Source organism: Halorarum sp. SLYT50 (assembly GCF_059821265.1).
Genome location: NZ_CM187555.1, coordinates 2,368,982 through 2,389,335 on the forward strand (window position 1 = coordinate 2,368,982; position 20,354 = coordinate 2,389,335).

A 20,354-nucleotide genomic window follows, 5' to 3' on the forward strand; every position below is an offset into this window, starting at 1 on the left:
ACTCGCCGTCCCGGTCAGAGGTCGGCGTCGACGTGGTCGGCGAGCTTCAACGACAGCGCTCCGATGGTGAGCGTCGGGTTCATCGCGCCGCCGGTCGTGAAGACGCTGCTCGACGCGACGGAGAGGTTCTCCAGGTCGTGCGTCCGTAGCCGCGCGTCCACGACGCTCTCGTCGGGGTCCGCGCCCATCCGAGTCGTCCCCATCGGGTGGCTGCCCGACCGCGGCTGGTCCGGCGGCGTCTCGTAGGTGACTCTCGCGCCGGCTTCGGTCAGGACGTCGCGCTGCACGTCGAGGGCTCGCTCGGCGGTCGCCAGCCCGTGGTCGCCGACCGTCCAGTGGACCTCCGGGACCGGGTTGCCGTGGTCGTCGGTCTTCGAGGGGTCGAGCGTCACCCGGCTCTCGGGACGCGGGAGCTGTTCGACCAGCGCCTCGGTCCCGATGTGGCCGCCGTACTGCTGGCCGAGCGCCGACGTCACGTCGTCCCCCCACCGCCCGTCGCTCAGGACCGCCCCGACCGGCGACGGGCCGACGTTGTTGAGCAAGCCGACGAAGAAGCTCCCGGGGGTCGGCTCCTCGTGGTCGTAGAACTGGTGGGTAACCGACGTCGAGAACCCGACCCGGTGCTGACCCGTCGGCTCCATCGTCACGCCGGCGACGACGTAGAGGAGGTGGTCCATGAGGTAGCGCCCGACCGCTCCCGACGAGTTCGCGAGACCGTCCGGGTGCGCCTCCGACTCCGAGAGCAACAACAGCCGCGGCGTCTCGATCGCGCCGCACGCGACGACGAACTGGCGGGCCTCCTGTCGGTGTTCCTCGCCGTCCGGCGTCGCGTACACCGCCGCCTCCACCCGCTCGCCGTCGGGACCGTGCTCCAGACGCTGCACCGGTACCCGGTCGAGCACCCGAGCGCCCTCGCTCTCGGCCTTCCGGACGTGGACGTCGCCGCTGTACTTCGCACCCGACGGGCACACCTGCATGCAGGTGCCGTACCCCACGCACCCGCTCCGGTCGTCGTAGCTCTCGACGTTCCGGGCCTGCGGCACCGAGTGGACGGTGATGTCGAGGTCCTCGCAGGCGGCCGCGAGCAGGTCGTCCGAGTGGCTCGGCGGGAACGCCTCCATCGGGAACGGCTCCTCGCGGGGCGGCGCGAACGGGTTGTCGTCGGCGCCGGCGACGCCCATCGCCCGCTCCACGTCGGCGTAGTACGGCCGGACGTCCTCGTACGAGAGGGGCCAGTCGGACGCGAGTCCGTACCGGCTCGCCATCTCGAAGTCCTTCTCGTGGAGTCGGGGAGTGTAACCGATCCAGTGGAGGGTGGTACCGCCGACGCCCTTCACCCGCGTCCGGTTGAGCGGGTAGTCGACGTCGCCAGTCGACGTGTAGGCGTCGCGCTCGCCGCCCATGTCCCAGACGTCCAGCCAGTCGTACGCGGGGCGCAGGTCGCGCTCCATCCGTCGGAGCCGCTCGTCGGGTGGGACCCGCGGTCCGGCCTCGAGGACGACGACGTCGTGACCCCGTTCGGCGAGCGAGTGGGCGACGAGCCCGCCGGCCGGTCCGGCGCCGACGACGCACACGTCCACCCGCTCCGACGGAGTCCGGTCGCTCGCGCTCACTGTCCCGGCGCCTGCTGGTACGCCTCGAGTCCGCCGGGGTGACCGGGCGGGTTCTCGGTGCCGGCCAGCGCTCCCCCCTTCGGCGACGTCATCAGCGCGTACAGCAGTTCGTTCACGAGGTAGTACCGGACGCGCGCGAGTTCCGACCCGTCCGGGTCGGGGTCGACGCGTTCCATCCCCAGTCCGCGGAGCAGTTCGTCCCCCTCTTCCGGCGAGAGTTCGCGGAAGGGGGCACCGTGCTGTTCCTCCGCGCGGGCGTCGAGCGTCGCCGCCGCGTCGGCCATCGCCTCCCCGTACGCCTCGTCGTCGGCGATTCGTCCCCCGACGTACGTCTCCACGAACGCCCCCGCCTCGGCCACCTCGGAGGGGTAGAGGACGTCCGCCAGCGCCGTCGCCGTCTCGGCCAGGTCGGCCGTCGCCCCGCTGGAGTGACTCCCTTCGACGTAGTAGAGGGTCCCGCCGCCGGCGCCGGCGGCCGCGAGCGCGGCGAGGGCGTCTCTGCGTGAGAGGTCCATCGACCGACACTCGCCCTCTGGCCTGTTAATACTTGGCTCCGTAGTCGGCGGCGACGCCGAGCGTCGCCCGGAGCGACGAATCGAGCCGAGGGAGGACGCCGGTGCCCGTCACTCGTTCGTGCCGACCGACCGCTCTCGCCGCACTCACCGCACTCTCTCTCGCGTGCGGTCAGCGAACCGTCGAACTCCGTCCCGGAGCGACCGCGACGACCACCGCCACTCGGCGACGGCCCACACCAGACCGGCGAGCGCGCCGCCGGCCACGACGAACAGGTCGGTGACCCCGACCCACGGCGGCGCGACGTACAGCGCGGAGTTCAACACGACGCTCGGGAACAGGCCCTTGAGCCACAGCACGGCGGCGGCGAGCGGTCTCGTCGCGGTGCCGGGGTCGCCATCGGCGAGCGGCGTCGTTCGCGACGTTCCGGTCGCCGCCGTACTCCGTCCGGTCGCGCTCTCGTCGCCGGTCCCCAGCCGCTCGGCGTCGTAGGCCATGCCCACGTCGACGCTCCAGACGGCACGCCCGTCGGGCGTCACCTCGAGCACCCGGTCGCCGTGACTGTCGACGACGAGCGTGTTGCCGTTCGGGAGCCGGTCCGCGTCGCGTGGCCACTGGAGGCGGCTGTCGCGCCACTCCCAGCTCCGGGTCCACTCGCCGTCCTCGCGCTGGTACTCCACGACGCGGTTGTTCTCCGAGTCGCTCACGAGCAGCGCCGGCCCGCCGCGCTCCGCGGGGATGTAGTCGGGGTTGTGCTGCTCGTACAGTACCCCGTGGTCGTCGTCGGTCCCGAGCGACCACGAGCCGTCGGCCGTGTACCCCTCGCAGTCGGCGTTCGCGGTTCGCACCCGGCGGTCGGCGTCGGCCGACCCCGTCCCGCTCCCCCGAGCGGGAACGAGTGCGTCCTCCCGGCCACACGGTTCGAGGAACAGCACCTGGTCCATGTTGCGCATCGAGACGGCGACCCGCCCGTCCCGGAGCAGTTCGACGTCGTTGACGTGCGTCCAGTCGGTGGGCTGGCCGCCCTGGTCGTAGGTGTACACCTCGCTCGCCCTCCACTCCCAGACCCGCTCACCGCTGGTCGCGTTCGCCAGGAACACCGAGTCGCCGTAGATGTCGGCGACGAGGAGGTGCGTGTCGTTCACCCGGTCGACGTCGTGCCAGCGCGTCGACGGCATCCCCCGCGTCACGTCCGCGTAGACCCGCGACCGCTCGCCCGTCGAGAGGTTCGCCCGCTCGACGACGTTGGTGGTGCAGCGGCCGCTCGACTGGCAGGCCGCCCCCGACTGGTGAATCGCGGCGACGTACTCGACGGTGTAGCGCGTGCCCGGGACGGGGTCGACGTCGAAGTACACCTCGTGGGTGTCGTCGTAGTAGACGACGTCGCCGTCGGCGTCGAACGCGACCAGTTCGGCGCGCTCGTCGACCGCGAGGAACCCCTGTGTAGTGACCACGGTCAACTCCCCGGGCGCGTGACCGTCGACCGAGGCGTCCGACCCGTCGACCCGGGACGCGACCCCCGGAGCGGTGCTCGCGTAGCTCCCCGCCACCGCGACGACGGAGACGAGCACCAGGGTGGCGAGGAGCGTTCGGAGCGCCGTTCGGCGGGACGTCCGCATGGTCGGATGGAGCGAGCGCGCGGGCTTATCTCTATGCGTTCGGACGCCGGCGCGCTCGTCTCGGTCTGCTCGTTTGGGACGGCGGGTCGGTCGTCCGGTGAGGTGTCCGCCCCCGTCGACCCGGAGTTACCCCTCGCCGGCGCCGGGCGGGTCAGGGTCGTCCTCGGGGTCGAGGCCGTGCCACACGCCGTCGTCGGTCACGTCGTACGCACTCCCGGCCGGGTCACCGACGTAGAGGCGACCGACCGACGCGGGGTCGAGACCCAGCGACAGCGTGCCGTCGTCGCCGACCGTCCGCTCCGTCCGGCTCACCTCGTAGTTCTTCGGCGCCGTCCAGGAGGTGCCGAACAGGTGCGGGAGCGGCCGCTCGGTCGCGGTCGGGTGGACGGTGACGGCGACCACCGACTCGCCGGCGTGCGCCTCGCCGAGCGAGACGGTGACCTCCGAGCGCTCCCGGAGGTTCCGGTTCGTCACGAACACGCAGAGGTCCCCGTCGGCCGCACCGATCACTCAGCCGAGTCGGGTTCCCTTGGTCCCCCGGCCGGTCCGGTCCCCGGCGGAGGAGCGGGAAGTCCAAAACGTGATATGGGATGGCGAATCTTACGTGACCGTGCAACACACGACGCTCAACCGCGACCCGACGCACGAACTCTCGGGGGACTGGGAGTTCACGACCGACCCCGACGCCGTCGGGGACGACGAGGACTGGGCCGACCCGGACGCGGCGTGGCCCGACGCGCGGAGCGTGTCGGTCCCCCACTCGTGGCAAGAACACGAGGACCTGCGGGAGTACACGGGGGTCGGCTGGTACCGCCGACGCGTCGACGTCGACGCGGTAGACGACGACCGACGCGCGCTGTTGTACTTCGGCGCCGTCGACTACGAGGCGACCGTCTGGGTGAACGGCGACCGCGTGGGCGAACACCGCGACGGCTACCTCCCGTTCCGGTTCGACGTCACCGACCGACTGGTGGAAGGCGAGAACACCGTCACCGTTCGCGTCGCCGACCCCGAAGACCTCTCCGAGATTCCACACGGGAAGCAGGGCGAGCCGTGGTACACGCGCGTCAGCGGCATCTGGCAGCGGGTCGACCTCGCGGTCGTCCCGGAGACGCGGGTCCGCGACGTGCGGGTGACGCCCGACACGGACGCCGACACCGCCCGGGTCGACGTGCGGGTGACCGCCCCGGACGGCGCCGACCCGTCGTCGCTCTCCGCGTCGGTGCGGGTCTCCGCGGACGGGGACGACGTCGCGACGACCGACTGCTCGCTCGACGGCGAGGGAGCGGGGAGCGCAACCGTCGCGTTCGACGACCCCGAGTACTGGACGCCCGAGCACCCCAACCTGTACGACGTGACGGTCGAACTGGAACGCGACGGGGAGACCGTCGACGAGTACGCGGACACCTTCGGCCTGCGGACCGTCGAGCGGTCGGACGGCCAGGTGTACCTCAACGGCGACCCCCTCTCCATCCGGGGAGCGCTCGACCAGGCGTACTACCCCGACACGTTCTACCGGCCGTCCGACCTCGACACGTTCGAACGCGAGATACGAGCCGCCAAGGAGATGGGCTTCAACATGCTCCGGAAGCACATCAAGCCCGCGCACCCGCGGTTCCTCGAACTCGCCGACCGCCTCGGGATGCTCGTCTGGGAGGAACCGGCCAACCCGAGCGTCTACTCCGACGCCTCGAAGGCGGCGGTCGAAGCGCAGTTCGAGGGGATGGTCGAACGCGACTTCAACCGGCCGAGCGTCGTCGCGTGGAGCCTCTACAACGAGGAGTGGGGCATCGGCGGCCACAGCGAGGCGGGCGAGTCGCTGTGGACCGACGAGGAGAAGCAGTCGTTCCTCGCGGAGTTCTTCGAGTCGGCCGGCGAGACGGACCCGACGCGGCTCGTCTGTGACAACTCCGGGTGGGCGCACGTCGCCACGGACCTGAACGACTACCACGAGTACTTCGTCGTCCCTGACCGGGCCGACGCCTGGCGCGAGCAACTCGACCACCTCGTCGCGCACCCCGAGGAGAACTACGGGGTCGACGACCCCGACGACGCACCGCTCGTGATGTCGGAGTTCGGGACGTGGGGCTTCCCCTCGCTCGACGCGCTCGAGACCCACTACGACGGCGACCCGCACTGGTTCGACCACGACTTCCTCTCCGGCCTGAAGCGGCCCGCGGGCGTCCGCGACCGGTTCGAGTCGAGCCACCTCTCGGAGACGTTCGACGACGTGGAGGACCTCGCGGCGGCGTGGCAGCGGCGCGAACTCCGGTCCATCGCGGAGATCATCGGCGACATGCGCGTCCGCGACGAGTTGGTGGGGTACGTCATCACGGAGTTGACCGACATCGAGTGGGAGTTCAACGGGATGCTCGACTACCTCCGCGAGGAGAAACTCGACCCCGAGGCGTTCGCGCGGGTGAACGGTCCGGTGATGCTCCGCGTCGACCCGACCGCGCACGTCCACTGGGACGACGCGGAACTCCACGCCGACGTCGTCGTCGTCAACGACACCGCCGACCCGCTCGACGAGACGGTCCGCTGGGAGGCGTTCGGCGAGAGCGGCGAGGTGACGGTACGGGTCGACGCGTTCGGCGCCGAGCGGATTCCGGACGCCATCTCCGTCCAGACTCCGACGGTCGACGGCGTCCGCACCGAGTCGGTCGTCGCGCGAACGACGGGCGACGAACACGTCGGCGAGGCGCCCGTCACGGTCGTGTCGCGCGACGTCGGCCTCGGGAGCGTGACGGTCTACACCGACCACGACGGCCTCCGCGCGTCGCTCGGCGGCGCGGACGGGCCGTCGGTCGTCGACGACCCGGCCGACGCGGACGTCGCGCTCGTCACCGCCCTCGACGACGCGACGCGGGCGTTCGTCGAGGACGGCGGCGACGCGGTGCTCCTGCCGGGGTCGCACGGCGGGATGGCCGACACGGAGGCGTTCCCGGTCACGGACCTCGCCCGGGAGGACAGCTGGAACCTGTGTGCGTCGTTCGTCTCCCAGACGCTGCTCCCGGACGTCGACGTGGTTCCCGGCTGGACGTTCGAGGGACTCTACCCGTACGCGTACGTCTCGGACCCCGACCCGGACGACGAGGTGCTCGTCGGCTACACCGAGGGCTGGCTCGCGAACAGCGGCGGCGTCGTCCTCACGCGGCCGGTCGGCGACGGGCGGATGACCGCCTGTACGCTCCGCGTCACCGACGGCTACGGCTCGCACCCGACCGCGACGGCCGTCCTGGCCGCCGTCGTCGACGAACACGGGCGGTAGGCTACTCGCGTCGCTCCGGCCGACCACGCGGCTCTCCTGTTTCGGCTTCGAGCGTCGACCTTCGACCGCGACCCGCGCGCGAGAAGCGAGAACCGAGAGCGCCCCGACGACCCGGCCGGCGCGTCTACTCGCGGACGGAGACGGACGCGACGGTCGAGGCGTCCAACTCGGCGACCAGCGCGCCGTCCTCGACGGAGACGTCGAGGTCCTCGGCGGTGTACTCGTCGGCGGTGTCGGCGTCGACGGCCACGTCCGGCTCCTGTCCCGCGAACAGGACGCGCGCCTCCACGTCGGCCGCGTCGAGGTCCACGCCCTCGAGCGAGACGTCGACCGTGTGGCCCTCGCGGACGTCGAGGTTCGTCAGGGTGACGAACGTCTCGTCACCGTCGAGCGACGCGGACGCGCCGACGAGCGGCAGTTCGTCGTCGTCGACGGCGCGAGTGGGCGTGTCGACGGACGTCGTGACCGCGTCGTTGCCCTTGTGGGGCGCGTACAGGTCGAACACGCGATAAGTGGGCCGCGCCCACGCCTCGTCGCCGTCCGTCTCGATGAGACACTGGAGCACGTTCACCGTCTGGGCGATGTTCGACATCGTCATCACGTCGGCGTGGTGGTTGAAGACGTCGAGGACGGCAGCCGCCGACACCGCGTCGATGACGGTCCCCGGCTGTTCGAGGCCGCTCTCCGAGACCGCCTCCGTGTGCCACGTCCCCCACTCGTCGATGATGACGCCGATGTCGCGGGTGCTCGCGGACGCGTTGATGGCGGCCGCGATGCGCTCGATGTGGCGGTCCATCTCGAGCGCCTCGACGAGCATCTCGTCGTAGTCGTCCGCGCCGGTGTCGGAGTCGACCACGCTCATCGTCCGCCCGTAGTAGTGGTGGAGCGTCAGGTGGTCGAGCGGGAAGTTCACGCCCCACGCGCTGTTGCCGACCTCCTCCATGAACCGCCGGTTCCACTCGTGGTTCTCGAACCCGCAGGCGATGAGTTCCAGGTCGTCCTCGAGCATCAGGTTGTCCATCGACCCGACGTACGTCGCGAACCGGCGGTACTCGCGGGCGTACTGCTCGGGACTCATCCGCCCGCCGCAGCCCCAGTTCTCGTTGCCGAGCCCCCAGTACGTGGCGCCGTAGCCGTCCTCGTGGCCGTTCTCGCGGCGGCGGTCCGCGAGTTCGGTGTCGCCCTCGTAGTTGCAGTACTCCACCCAGTCGGCCGCCTCCTGCGGGTCGCCGGAGCCGACGTTCGCGGCGAGGTACGGCTCGGTGTCGATTCGCTCACACAACTGGAGGAACTCGTCGGTTCCGAACGAGTTCGCCTCCTCGGGCACCTCGTCGGTGTCCTGCGCCCAGAACAGGTTCCGTCGTCGGGGGCGGTCCTCGACGGGGCCGACGCCGTCCTCCCAGTGGTAGTCGTCGGCGAAACAGCCGCCGGGCCACCGGAGCACCGGAATCTCGAGGTCGGCGAGCAGCGAGACGACGTCTTCGCGGTAGCCGTCCTCCTCGTCGGTCTCGCTGCGCCAGATGCCGTCGTAGATACAGCGGCCGAGGTGCTCGGAGAAGTGGCCGTGTAGCTCCGGTTCGATGCGGTCTATCACCGACTCAGTGTGAACTGTGACGCGCGCGTCCGTCATACGATAGCAGGTGTTCACTGCCGGTGGTATAAATCGACCGGTTACCCCGACGGCGCGGGCGGGTGACACCCGCGGGTCGCGCCGCCGCGGCGGTCTCGTCCTACGCCCGCGCGCGTTCAGGACTCGAGCAGTTCGACGGTGTTCTCGAGCGTGCCGACGTTCTCGATCTCGATGGCGATGTCGTCGCCGTGTTCGAGCGTCACGTCGTCCGGCGGGATGATGGACGTGCCGGTGAGCAGCACGGCGAGTTCCGGGAGTTCGTTGTACCGCTGGAGGTACGAGCTGAGTTCCTCACAGCTCCGGACCATCTCGCTCGTCGAGGTCGACCCCCGGAAGACCTGCTCGCCGTCGCGCGTGATGGTGAGTTCCATCTCCACGTCCAGCGGGTCCTCGATGGTGTCCTCGGTCGCGACGCAGGGACCGATGGCGCAGCTCTTCGTGTACATCTTGCTCTGCGGGAGGTACAGCAGGTTCTGCTGTTCGATCTCCCGGCTGCAGACGTCGTTGCCGACGGTGAACCCGACGATGTCGCCCTTGTAGAGGACGAGCGTGAGCTCGGGTTCGGGGACGTCCCAGCTCGAGTCGCCGCGAATTCCGACCGTCTCGCCCGGGCCGACCGTCCGGCTCGGGGTCGCCTTGAAGTACACCTCGGGGCGGTCGGCCTCGTACGCGTTGAGGTACGACTCGGCGAGTCCGCCCTTGTCCTGGCGCGCCTCCTGGCTGATGGCGTACGTCACGCCCGCGCCCCACACCTCCTCGGGGTCGATGGGACGGAGGAGGTTCTCCTCGACGGTGTCCAGGTCGACGGTGGGTGCGTCGTCGATCAGGTCGTCGGCGACGTCGTCGATGCTCCCGTCGGTGAGCGACGCCGCCGAGGCCAACTCGAGGAACGAGTCGGGGGCCGGGTCGGTCGCCGTGAGGTCGTACGCCGTCGAACCCTCACGCGCGACGAGAGAGACGTCGCCGTCACGTTCGATGCGATAGTATCGCATGTCTCTCCCACATACGGGCGGTCACAAATATCTTGCTCCCCGCTGCGGTACCCGAGCGAGCCGAAGTATCCGGTGTCACCGGAACGAATATCTCGGCGAGAATTACGACGATACTCCTGTAAACTATAACGGTCTCACCTGCCATCTCGCCGGAGCGCGGAGTTCTCTCGCGGGCGCTCTCTCCGGTGATGCCGGACACGCCCGCGCCGGGGTCCCCGTTCGTTCCCGTCGTCCCATCCCGGTAGATTTAATGTGGTTCTGTGTCGCCTTACCGGTAGATGTCCGACGTAAGCATTACTGACGTGAATACGCACATCGTGGCGAACCCGTGGAAACCGTGGGTGTTCGTCCGGCTGGAGACCGACGCCGGCGTCACGGGACTCGCGGAGGCCACGACGCACGACAAACCGCGGACCGTCGCGGCGGCGCTCGAGGAGATGTCGAAGTACTTCGTCGGGAAGGACCCGTTCGACACCGAGCAGATATGGCTGGAGATGTACCGCGACGAGTGGTTCTCGAAGAACGTCATCAACACGACGGTCTGTTCGGCAGTTGACATGGCCTGCTGGGACATCAAGGGCAAACTGCTCGACGAGTCCGTCTACGACCTGCTGGGCGGGAAGGTCCACGGCGACCGCCTCCGCACGTACGCCAACGGCTGGTACACCGAGGCGCACGGCGAACCGGAAGGGTTCGCCCGCGCGGCCGAACAGGTGGTCGACGACGGCTACGACGCGATGAAGTTCGACCCGTTCGGCACCGCCTGGCAGTCGATGTCGAAGAAGGACAAGAACCACGCCGTCGACATCGTCGGCGCGGTCCGCGAGGCGGTCGGCCCGGACGTCGACCTGCTCATCGAGTGTCACGGCCGGTTCTCCGCCGGGCAGGCGGTCGACATCGCGCGGCAACTCGACGAGTTCGAGCCGACGTGGTTCGAGGAGCCGTGCCCCCCGGACTCCATCAACAGCCTCGCCGAGGTCGCGCGGAAGTCGCCCATCCCGGTGGCGACCGGCGAACGCCACATCTCCAAGCACGACTTCTTCGAACTCGTCACCCGGACGGACATCGACGTGTTCCAGCCCGACCTGATGAACACGGGCGGCATCACCGAGGGGAAGAAGATCGCCGGCCTCGCGGAGGCTGACCACGTCGACATCGCGCCGCACAACCCGCAGGGACCGGTCGCGAGCGCCATCTACTCGCACTTCTGTGCGTCCATCCCCAACTTCCGCATCCAGGAACTGTTCCAGACGTACGACGTCGAGTGGGTCGACGACCTGCTCGTGGACCCCCTGGTGGTCGAGGACGGGTACATGGAGATTCCGGACGGCCCCGGGTTCGGCATCGAACTCGACATGGACGTCGTGGAGGAACACGAGTACACCGAGGACCAGGTCCACACCATCAACCTCTTCGAGAAGGGATGGGAAGGCCGCGAGATGAACTGAGCCGGGCCGACTGACCTCTCGATTCTCGTTCCGACACGGAGTCGACTTCCGGCTTCGTTTTCCCGCCGTTCTCGTTTCACCGGACGCGAGCGACCGAGCGGCCCGTCCCGGTCTACTGGTACTTCATGTTCACTTCGATGACGTTCGCCGTCCGGAGCACCAGTTCCGGGATGTCGTCGAAGAACCGCTCGTCTTTCATCCCGCTCTTGGGACCCGAGACGCTCACCGCGCCGATGACCTCGCCGTCGCCGTCGGTGAGCGCCGCGCCCACGCACCGGACGCCCAGAATCCGCTCTTCGGTGTCGGTGGCGAACCCCTGCTCGCGAACCGTGTCGAGTTCCTCGAACAGCGCGTCGCGCTCGGTGATGGTCTGGTCGGTGATCGCGGGGAGGCCGTGCGTGTCGATTATCTCCTCGACGCGTTCGTCGGGGAGTTCCGCGAGGATGGCCTTCCCCGCGCTCGTGGTCTGGAGGCCGACCCGCTTTCCGACGTGGGTGTCGAGGCGGAACGCGTCCTCGCCCTCCGCTTTGGCGTAGAAGATGCCGCGCCCGAACTCCTCTATCATGAGGTTGGCGTGCTCGCCCGTCTTGTGCGCCATCTTCTGTATCTCCGGCTCCGCTATCTGGTAGAGGTGATCGTTGTTCCGGCAGTACCCGCCGATCTCCAGGAACTTGCTGGCGAGGACGTACTCGTCGCTCCTCCGCCGGACGAACTCGTTCTGTTCGAGCGTGCTGAGGTGGTCGAACGCGGTACTCGTCGGCACGTCGATGTGGTCGGCGACGGCCGAGACGCCCGCGGCGTCGAGTTCGCGCAGCGCCTCGATGACGCGAATCGTCGTCTGTGTCGCCCCGACCGGTGCGTCCTGGGTGGCCATGTGTCCGGTGGTGGGACCTTCGCCACATAACGATTCCGGTACTACCGGAAGCGGTGGCAGGATCGGCTGGGAAAGGGTTTACCCGCGGGACACCGACGGTTCGGAGGTGACGACACTCGAGCAGGAGAAACTGGACCGACTGGACCGCTATCTGGCCGACGCGGGCGTCGCCGAACTGTGGTTGCTCGGGTCGGCGAACGTCGCGTGGCTGACCGGCGGCGCCGACACCGTCGTCGACCGGGCGAGCGGCGTCGGCGTCGCGGCGGTCGGGTACGACGGCGACGCGGTGCGCGCCGTCGCACCCAACAACGAGGCAGACCGGATGCGCGAGGAGGAACTCCCGACGGGCGTGCCGGTGACGACGTTCCCGTGGCACGACGCCTCGCTCGCCGACGCCGTCGCCGACGAGGCGTCGGCGGACGCGGCCGCCGACGTGCCGTCGGTTCCCGGCCTCGCGCTCGCCGACCTCTCGGCCGTTCGCCTGCCGCTCGCGCCCGCCGACCGCGAGCGCCTCGACGCCGCGAGCGCGGCGACGACCGAGGCCGTCGAGGCGGTCGGGCGCGCGGTCGAACCGTCGGACACCGAGCGGCAGGCTGCCGGCCGACTCCGCGAGGAACTCTGGGACCGGGGGCTCGAGTCGCCGGTCGTACTCGTCGGCGGGAGCGACCGCGCCCAGCGCCACCGCCACTTCACGCCGACCGACGCGAACCTCGGCGCGTACGCGCTGCTCACCGTCGTCGCGGAGACGGCTGGACTCAACGTCGCCGTCAGCCGGACCGTCGCGTTCGACCCGCCCTCGTGGCTCGCCGAGCGGCACGCCGCGGCGAGTCGGGTCGCGGCCACCGCGATAGACGCGACGCGCGAGGCGGCCGCCGCGGGCGGCGACGCCGGCGACGTCTTCGACGCCGTCGCCCGCGCCTACGAGGCGGTCGGGTGGCCCGAGCAGTGGGAGCGCCACCACCAGGGCGGCGCTATCGGGTTCGAGTCCCGCGAGTGGACCGCCACGCCCGACGCCGGTTTCCCGGTCACGTCGCCGTCGCCGTACGCGTGGAACCCGACCGTCGAGGGTGCGAAGTCCGAGGACACCGTGCTGGTCGCGGACGGCGACGTCGACGTGCTCACCGACACCGGGTCGTGGCCGACGAGCACGTACGAGGCTGCCGAGGGTGGGTTCGCCGTCGACCTGCCGGACGTGCTCGTCCGGTGAGCGGACCGGTCGGCGGGTCCACCGCGCCGACCCTGCCCGCCGGTGCCGCGCGCGACTCCCGACGGCGCGACCCTGTTCGCCCGCGTCGCTCCCGCTCCCAATCTATTTGGTCGGGGTGAGAGACGGGCTAATCAGAACCGTGACAGACCTCTTCACGCACACGCGGGGAGAATCCGACTCGACGGCCACCGTCGCCCTCGACCCCTCGCGGGAAGGCGAGGAGGTGCCCGCCGAACTGTACGGGAAGTTCGGCGAACACCTCTACTCGGCGCGGACCGTCTCGAACGCCTTCGACGCGCAGGCGCTGTTCAACCCCACGTTCGGCTCGTGGAAGTTCCAGTACCCGACGTTCGGCGTCGACGGCGGGCGCGGCGCCGTCCACGACCCCGCGGAGATACGCGAGCGAGTCGAGACGTACGCCGAGACGCAGGGCGTCCCCGACGCCGAGCGCCTGCGTGCGGCGTACCGCGACGGGACGGCGCTGTGGTGGTTCCCGTACGGGGACGTGCGGACGAGTCCGGACGTCGGGACGGCGGGCGACCGGGCACAGCGGGTCGAACTGCCCGAATCGACCGACGGCCACGCCGGCGTCGCGCAGTGGTGTCACCTCCCTCTCCACCGCACCCGGGAGTTCGAGGGCCGGGTGACGCTCCGGGCCGTCGAGCCGACGCCGGTCCGACTCGCGCTCCACGCCGTCGACGCGGACGGGACGCTCGGCGACGCGTTCGCGACTGCCGAGGTCACGGCCGGGCGGGAGTACGACACCGTCGACTTCTCGCTCGAGGTCCCGTCGGACGAGGACGCGGCGACGGGCGAGGGAGATCCGCTCGGATTCAGCGTGACCACGGCGGCGGGCGGTGCGAACCTCGCCGTCGACCGGGCACTGCTGTACCCCGACGACCACCTCGACACGGCCGACCCGGAACTCGCCGCCCTCTTCCGCGAGGCGAACCTCCCCGTATTCCGGTGGCCGGGCGGGAACTTCGCGTCGGGCTACCACTGGGAGGACGGCGTCGGCCCCGTCGAGGACCGACCGACGAGACCGAACCCCGCGTGGGACGGGATCGAGCCCAACCTGTTCGGCACCGACGAGTTCCTCCGCCTGTGCGAGTGGGTCGGCTGCGAGCCGGTCGTCTGCGTCAACGCCGGGAGCGGCACGCCCGCGGAGGCCGCCCGCTGGGTGGAGTACTGCAACGGGTCGACCGACACGGAGATGGGTGCGCGCCGCGCCGAGAACGGCCACCCCGAGCCGTACGACGTCACGTACTGGGAGGTCGGCAACGAACTCTACGGCGAGTGGCAGACGACGTGGACGACGCCCCGCGGGAACGCCGACCGGTACCGGCGGTTCGCGGACGCGATGGAGTCGGTCGACGACGGCATCGAACTCATGGCGTGCGGGAACCGGCTCACCGACTGGAACGACCCGCTGTACGACGAACTCGACGGCGACGACTGGCTCACCGACCACGTCCTCGTCGAGTGCCGCGCCGGTCCGGGCACCGACCCGGTCGAACTGTTCAACGCCCACTCGGGGTTCGCCCGCCAGTTGAGCGAGGAGTACCGCGGGGTCGCGGCCGACTGCGCAGACGCCGGGGTCGGGTCCGTCCGGCAGGCCGTGACGGAACTCCAACTGTTCGCCCGGTTCGACGAGAACGAGAGCGAAGAGGTGGATGGAGAGGAGGACGACCCCCTGATGGAGCGCGAGACGCTCCCGACGAACAAGAGCATCACCGAGGCGGTGTACGACGCCACCGTCGTCCACGAGTGCATCCGGTCTGGAGTCGTCGAGATGGTGACTCACTCGGGCGCGGGCAACCACGGCGGCGGCCTCCGGAAGTCGCGGGGACGGGTGTGGGCCGACCCGTGCTACTACGGCCAGAAACTCGGCCTCGGCCTGCGCGGCGGCACCCCCGTCGGCGTCGACGTGACCTGTCACGCGTTCTCGACGGAGACGGCGTTCGGGAGCGACACCGCCGACTGGTTCGGCGAACTCGAACCGGTGCGCGACGCGCCCGCCGTCGACGCGGTGGCGGTGACCGCCGCCGTCGACCACGACGTCGCCGCGATGCTCGTCCACTGCGACGCCGGGGCTGGCGCCATCGACGTGACCGTCGAGGCGGACGACCTGCTGGCGGGCGTCGACGCCGTGACGGTCGACCGACTCGCGGCGGAGACGATGTACGCGCAGAACACGTTCGAGGACCCGGAGCGAATTACGCCGACGACCGACGAGGTACCCGTCGACGACGGGAGCGTTACCGTGTCACTCCCCCCGTACTCGCTCGTCCGTCTGACCGCCGACCGGCCCGGGGGGGAGAGCGAGTGAGCGAGTCGGTGTAGCCCGCCGGGTCACGGACCGGGGAGCGACTCGATGTGAGGGGGCGGCGACTCCCTACTGCGCCTCGGTCACCGCGATGCTGGCGAGGTTGACGATGTCCCTGACCTCGTCGCCACGCTGGAGCACGTGCACCGGCGCGTCCATCCCGGTGAGTATCGGGCCGACGACGTCCGCGCCGCCGAGTCGCTGGAGGAGTTTGTACCCGATGTTGCCCGCTTCGAGGTTGGGGAACACCAGCACGTTCGCCGGGGCGTCGAGGTCAGAGAAGCCGTACGTGTCCTCGAGAATCTCCTCGACGACGGCGGTGTCCGCCTGCATCTCCCCGTCGACCGGGAAGTCCACCTCGGGGTCCTCGTGGAGCAGGTCCACCGCCCGCCGCGGCTTGGCCGTCCCCTCGTTGTCCACCGACCCGAAGTTCGAGTACGACAGCAGCGCGGCCCGCGGTTCGACGTCGAAGCGGCGCGCGAGGCCGGCCGCCTGCTTCGTCACCTCCGCGAGCACGCCCGCGTCGGGGTCGAGGTTCACGGTGGTGTCCGCACAGAACACGACCCGGTCCTCGAACGTGAGCATGTACACGCCCGCGACGTGGTCCACGCCGGGCGCGGAGCCGATGACCTCCAGCGGCGCACCGAGCGCGGACGGGTAGTTGCGCGTCAGGCCCGTGAGCATGGCGTCCGCGTCGCCCGTCTCGACCATCGTGCTCGCGAAGTAGTCGGGGTCGGTCTCGACCAACTCCGCCGCCTCCGTCCGGGTGACGCCCTTGCGCTTGCGCAGGTCGTACAGGCGGTCAGCGTACGCCTCCGCTCGTGGCCCTCCGGGGTCCGCGGTCTCCGGGTCGAACGGCAGCCCCAGCGAGCGAACCCGCTCGCGCACCTCGTCGGAATCGCCCACCAGCACCGGCGTGGCGATGTCGTCGTCGTGGAGGCGGTACGCCGCGCGGACGACCTTCTCGTCCGTACCCTCGGCGAAGACGAGGCGCTTGGGTTCCTGTGACGCTTTCCGGTGGACGACCTGCATCATCGCGCGCGACGTCCCCAGTCGGGCTTCGAGGCGGTCGGTGTACTCGTCGGTGTCGAGTTCGCGGCGGGCGACGCCCGAGTCCGCGGCCGCTCGCGCGACGGCGGGTGCGACTTCGAGCAACACGCGAGGGTCGAGGGGTTTGGGGATGACGTAGTCGGGGCCGAACTGGAGTGGTTGGTCGCCGTAGGCTTTGACGACGGCGTCCGGGACGTCTTGGCGGGCGAGGTCGGCGAGCGCTTCGGCGGCGGCGCGTTTCATCTCTTCGTTGATGTCGGTCGCGCGGGCGTCGAGCGCACCGCGGAAGATGAAGGGGAACCCGAGGACGTTGTTGACCTGGTTGGGGTAGTCGGAGCGGCCGGTGGCCATGATGACGGTATCCTCGCGTGCGGCCTTGGCCTTCTCGTAGGCGATTTCGGGGTCGGGGTTGGCCATCGCGAAGATGATGGGGTCGCTGGCCATCGACCGGACCATCTCCTCGTTGACGATACCCCCGACCGACAGCCCCACGAACACGTCCGCCCCACGCATCGCGTCCGACAGGTCGCCCGGGTCGGTGCCCGCGGCGAACGGTTCCGTTCGCGCCGTGAGGTCGTCGCGGTCATCCGACAGGATGCCGTGGACGTCGGACATCGTGACGTGTTCGGGCTTCACGCCGAGCGACGCGTAGAACCGCGCGGTGGCGGTGGCGGCGGCACCGGCGCCGGCGAACGTCACGCGCACCTCCTCGACGTCCTTGTCGGCGATGTCGAGGGCGTTGAGGAGGGCGGCGCCGCTGATGATGGCGGTGCCGTGCTGGTCGTCGTGGAAGACGGGGACGTCCATCTCCTCGCGCAGGCGCGACTCGATCTCGAAACACTCGGGCGCGGCGATGTCCTCGAGGTTGACGCCACCGAACCCCGGTTCCATCGCGGCGACGGCCGAGACGAACCCGTCGACGCCGCCCGCGTCGAGTTCCAGATCGAACACGTCGACGTCGGCGAAACGCTTGAAGAGGACGCCCTTCCCCTCCATCACCGGTTTCGACGCCTGTGGGCCGATGTCGCCCAGTCCCAGCACCGCCGAACCGTCGGAGACGACGCCGACGAGGTTCCTCTTCGCCGTGTACTCGTAGGCTCGCTCGGGGTCCTCGGCGATGTCGAGACACGGCGCGGCCACCCCCGGCGAGTACGCCAGCGACAGGTCGCGCTGGGTGTTCGTCGGTTTCGTGGTCGAAATCGCGAGCTTCCCCGGTGGGTCGGCCCGGTGGTACTCCCGCGCGTCGTCGTCCAGATCTCTCCCGTCGGACATTGGCTGGCTGGGCTGGAGTTCCTCGCGTCCGGAGATATGTCTTGCTCTCACGACACCGATGGCGCGTCGACCGCCGGGGTGCGTACGTGACAGACCCCGCGACTCGGGTCCGGGTCGAACGGCCCGCTGAGCGTCCGTTCCACATCGTCGATACTCGGCGGTCGCACGCCGCGACCGAGCAGTCGCATCCCGTGGCCGCGTCTCCCTGTCGCGACGCGCACGCCGACGCCGTGGCTCGTCCGGTGGTCTCGCCCCGCCGCGAGCGGCGGCTCTCCACCGGTCGGTTCCGGGTCAGTCGGCGCCGTGTCGGGGACTGAATCCGCAGTCGGAACAGCGCACGTTCCCGCGACGCGTACGCGCGACTGTTCCGCCGCAGGTCGGACACTTCGACTCCATCGGTGGTCGCGTCGCTTCGATACTACTTGTATCTGCCCACGACGGCAGCGTTGACGGTTCCCACTGGGAAGGTGGTGCGGGTCGGACGGGGGGAGCGACGCGACCCGGGCGTCGCGGGGTTACTCGACGACGGTCGCCGAGTTGTCGCGGGGCGCGTAGCCGAGTTCGCGCTGCGTCTCGGTGATAGAGAGGTACCGGTCCTGGTTGGCCGAGACGAGGTTGACCGCGAGCGGGTTCCGCTTCAGGGGCGCCTCCACGGTCCGGCGAATCCCGTCCTCGCAGTCGTCCGGACTCAGCCACATCGCTCGCGCGTACCGCGCCAGCGCCTCGTCTTCCTCCTGCTGTTCGCGGAGTTCCCCTTCGGTCAGGAGCCACCCGATGCGGAGGTTGACGACTTCGAGCCCGTGCCGCATCGCGTAGTAGTTGCCGAGCGCCTCGCCGGCGACCTTGCTGACGCCGTAGTACGAGTCAGGCCGGTGAGGGGCGTCGGGCCGCACGGTGGTCGCGTCCTCCCGGAGCGTCTCCGGACGCTCCGGGTCCTCGATGTTGTACATCTGGTGGATGTGGTTCGTGCTCGCGAAGACGACGCGGTCCACGTCGTTGGCGAGGGCCGCCTCGTACACGTTGTACGTCCCGTCGATGTTCGTCGGGAGGACGCTCTCCCACTCCGCCTCGGGCGACGGGTTCCCCGCCAGGTGGACGACGACGTCCTGTCCCTCGAACGCCTCCGTGAGCGCCGCTCGGTCCTCCACGTCGAGGACGATACTGTCGATGCCGTCGCGTTCTCGGTGGGTGACGGGCGTCACGTCGTGGTCTTCGAGGCCGGACCGCGCGGCCGAGCCGACGCTTCCCGCTGCACCGGTGAGAGCGATTCGGGCCATACGCGACCCCTCACCGCGGGGGAAAATAAAGGTGAACACACCGGTCCCGACGCGCGTTCGGAGTCCGGACGCGGTCGGAGCAGTTACCGCACGGTAGACGATATCGAACCGCCGCCCTCTCGCGGTGGAACCGTCGACGCCCCCTTAGACCCAGACGGAGATAATCTGTGAATACCAGAAATATATATATATGGTTCCGGCCACCCTCCGGGGCGAGGGACGACATGTAGTTTGAGTATTGTGGATAGAACAACGTATAATTTATGTGTATGGATAGAAAGGGGGACAAAATACTTGTATACATACGTTATCGGATGGATTCAGACGGTCTCGATATTCCCTAATGACATACATAACGAGATACAAGACACCTTGTATATATGACTGTGGATGAGTCGTCGACGCATCACCGTTCTCGTACTCGCGAGCCGTCCGATGTGCGAAGAGCAAGGGCTACTTCCGGGGCGGACGATGCTCGCACCGTCGACGAGACGGACCGAAGCCCATGACGACCACCCGACGACCACGGATCGGCATCACCTACTTCGCCGACCGCGGGAACCCGACGAAACACCGGCTCTTCGAGCGCGTTCGCTCGTGGGCCGACCTCGTGCTCTTGGACCCTGACTGCCGCCACCCGGACGTCGCGGAGATGGGGTTCGACCTCTACCACATGGCCGGGTGGTCGCGGGCGGCGTTCGCGGACTTCCGCGCGGTGCACGAAGCCGGGATTCCGACGGTCAACTCCTACGCCGGCGCGAGAGTGGCCGAGGACCGACTCCGGTCGTGCCGGGCCTGCGTCGACCACGGTATCCCGGTCGCCGAGTTCGAGTACGGCACCGCCGCCGAGATAACGCTCGACCCGCCGGTCCTCGTCAAACCCCGCCACGAGACGGCCCCGGACGGCCACGACTTCCGGCTCGTCTTCGCGGGCGACCTGTCGTTCGCTGGTGAGCGCCTCGTCCAGCGGTACGTGGTCCCCAGCCGGAGTTTCAAGCTGTTTCGCGTCGGCGACCAGGTGCGCGCGACCGAGGAACTCCGCTCGGACGGGCGGCCCGAGGCGGTGGGCGTCTCGCGGCGGTTCGCGGAACTGGTCGACGCCGTCGCCGACCTGTTCGACCTGACGCTGTTCGAACTCGACGTGCTCGTCCACAAGGCGCACTACGTCATCGACGTGAACCCGGTCGTGAGCCTCGCCGGCGTCCACGACGCGGTCGACGTCTACGAGCGGCTGTTGCGCTCGGCGTGCGAGCGGTCCTGAT

14 protein-coding genes are annotated in these 20,354 nt (G+C 69.6%); 5 read left to right on the forward strand and 9 right to left on the reverse strand.

Annotated elements, in window-relative coordinates:
* Positions 1–14: 14 nt before the first annotated feature.
* The 4 genes from AC6RUA_RS12390 to AC6RUA_RS12405 form a co-directional block, all read right to left on the reverse strand.
* Entirely contained in the window at positions 15–1,613 is a 1,599-nt protein-coding gene (locus AC6RUA_RS12390; protein ID WP_499813313.1) for a GMC family oxidoreductase, read from the reverse strand.
* Positions 1,610–2,128, reverse strand: coding sequence for a gluconate 2-dehydrogenase subunit 3 family protein (locus tag AC6RUA_RS12395; RefSeq protein ID WP_499813314.1), 519 nt, complete (start codon positions 2,126–2,128; stop codon positions 1,610–1,612). The genes AC6RUA_RS12390 and AC6RUA_RS12395 overlap by 4 nt, the downstream gene beginning before the upstream one ends.
* Positions 2,129–2,272: 144 nt before the next feature.
* A complete protein-coding gene (locus AC6RUA_RS12400; RefSeq protein ID WP_499813315.1) occupies positions 2,273–3,745 on the reverse strand; it encodes an aryl-sulfate sulfotransferase in 1,473 nt (490 codons plus the stop codon).
* A gap of 126 nt (positions 3,746–3,871) precedes the next feature.
* Complete coding sequence (locus AC6RUA_RS12405) at positions 3,872–4,255, reverse strand: hypothetical protein (RefSeq protein ID WP_499813316.1); 384 nt, start codon at positions 4,253–4,255, stop codon at positions 3,872–3,874.
* 100 nt (positions 4,256–4,355) lie between these two features.
* Between AC6RUA_RS12405 and AC6RUA_RS12410 the strand changes: the two genes are divergently transcribed.
* Positions 4,356–7,016: a glycoside hydrolase family 2 protein gene (locus tag AC6RUA_RS12410; protein WP_499813317.1), complete on the forward strand. Its 2,661-nt coding sequence runs from the start codon at positions 4,356–4,358 to the stop codon at positions 7,014–7,016.
* 124 nt (positions 7,017–7,140) lie between these two features.
* On the opposite strand, the gene AC6RUA_RS12415 is transcribed toward AC6RUA_RS12410, so the two are convergent.
* Together AC6RUA_RS12415 and AC6RUA_RS12420 are read right to left on the reverse strand one after the other, a co-directional pair.
* The gene (locus tag AC6RUA_RS12415; RefSeq protein WP_499813318.1) at positions 7,141–8,646 is read right to left on the reverse strand and encodes an alpha-N-arabinofuranosidase; all 1,506 of its coding nucleotides are present in this window, start codon (positions 8,644–8,646) and stop codon (positions 7,141–7,143) included.
* Positions 8,647–8,762: 116 nt separating this feature from the next.
* The gene (locus tag AC6RUA_RS12420) at positions 8,763–9,638 is read right to left on the reverse strand and encodes a fumarylacetoacetate hydrolase family protein (protein WP_499813319.1); all 876 of its coding nucleotides are present in this window, start codon (positions 9,636–9,638) and stop codon (positions 8,763–8,765) included.
* Positions 9,639–9,916: 278 nt separating this feature from the next.
* Between AC6RUA_RS12420 and AC6RUA_RS12425 the strand changes: the two genes are divergently transcribed.
* On the forward strand, positions 9,917–11,086 hold the full coding sequence (locus AC6RUA_RS12425) for a mandelate racemase/muconate lactonizing enzyme family protein (RefSeq protein ID WP_499813320.1): 1,170 nt from the start codon (positions 9,917–9,919) through the stop codon (positions 11,084–11,086).
* A 112-nt stretch (positions 11,087–11,198) separates the two neighbouring features.
* Here the strand turns inward: AC6RUA_RS12425 and AC6RUA_RS12430 are convergent, their stop codons facing one another.
* Positions 11,199–11,960, reverse strand: a complete 762-nt coding sequence (locus AC6RUA_RS12430; RefSeq protein ID WP_499813321.1) for an IclR family transcriptional regulator — start codon at positions 11,958–11,960, stop codon at positions 11,199–11,201.
* A gap of 106 nt (positions 11,961–12,066) precedes the next feature.
* Between AC6RUA_RS12430 and AC6RUA_RS12435 the strand changes: the two genes are divergently transcribed.
* Positions 12,067–13,167, forward strand: a complete 1,101-nt coding sequence (locus AC6RUA_RS12435; protein WP_499813322.1) for a M24 family metallopeptidase — start codon at positions 12,067–12,069, stop codon at positions 13,165–13,167.
* 139 nt (positions 13,168–13,306) lie between these two features.
* Positions 13,307–15,496, forward strand: coding sequence for an alpha-L-arabinofuranosidase family protein (locus tag AC6RUA_RS12440; protein WP_499813323.1), 2,190 nt, complete (start codon positions 13,307–13,309; stop codon positions 15,494–15,496).
* 66 nt (positions 15,497–15,562) lie between these two features.
* Here the strand turns inward: AC6RUA_RS12440 and AC6RUA_RS12445 are convergent, their stop codons facing one another.
* Both AC6RUA_RS12445 and AC6RUA_RS12450 read right to left on the reverse strand, forming a co-directional pair.
* Positions 15,563–17,815: an NADP-dependent malic enzyme gene (locus AC6RUA_RS12445; RefSeq protein ID WP_499815447.1), complete on the reverse strand. Its 2,253-nt coding sequence runs from the start codon at positions 17,813–17,815 to the stop codon at positions 15,563–15,565.
* A 515-nt stretch (positions 17,816–18,330) separates the two neighbouring features.
* Complete coding sequence (locus tag AC6RUA_RS12450) at positions 18,331–19,092, reverse strand: NAD-dependent epimerase/dehydratase family protein (RefSeq protein ID WP_499813324.1); 762 nt, start codon at positions 19,090–19,092, stop codon at positions 18,331–18,333.
* A gap of 505 nt (positions 19,093–19,597) precedes the next feature.
* Here AC6RUA_RS12450 and AC6RUA_RS12455 point away from each other — a divergent pair.
* Positions 19,598–20,353: an ATP-grasp domain-containing protein gene (locus AC6RUA_RS12455; RefSeq protein WP_499813325.1), complete on the forward strand. Its 756-nt coding sequence runs from the start codon at positions 19,598–19,600 to the stop codon at positions 20,351–20,353.
* The last annotated feature ends 1 nt before the right edge of the window (position 20,354 follow it).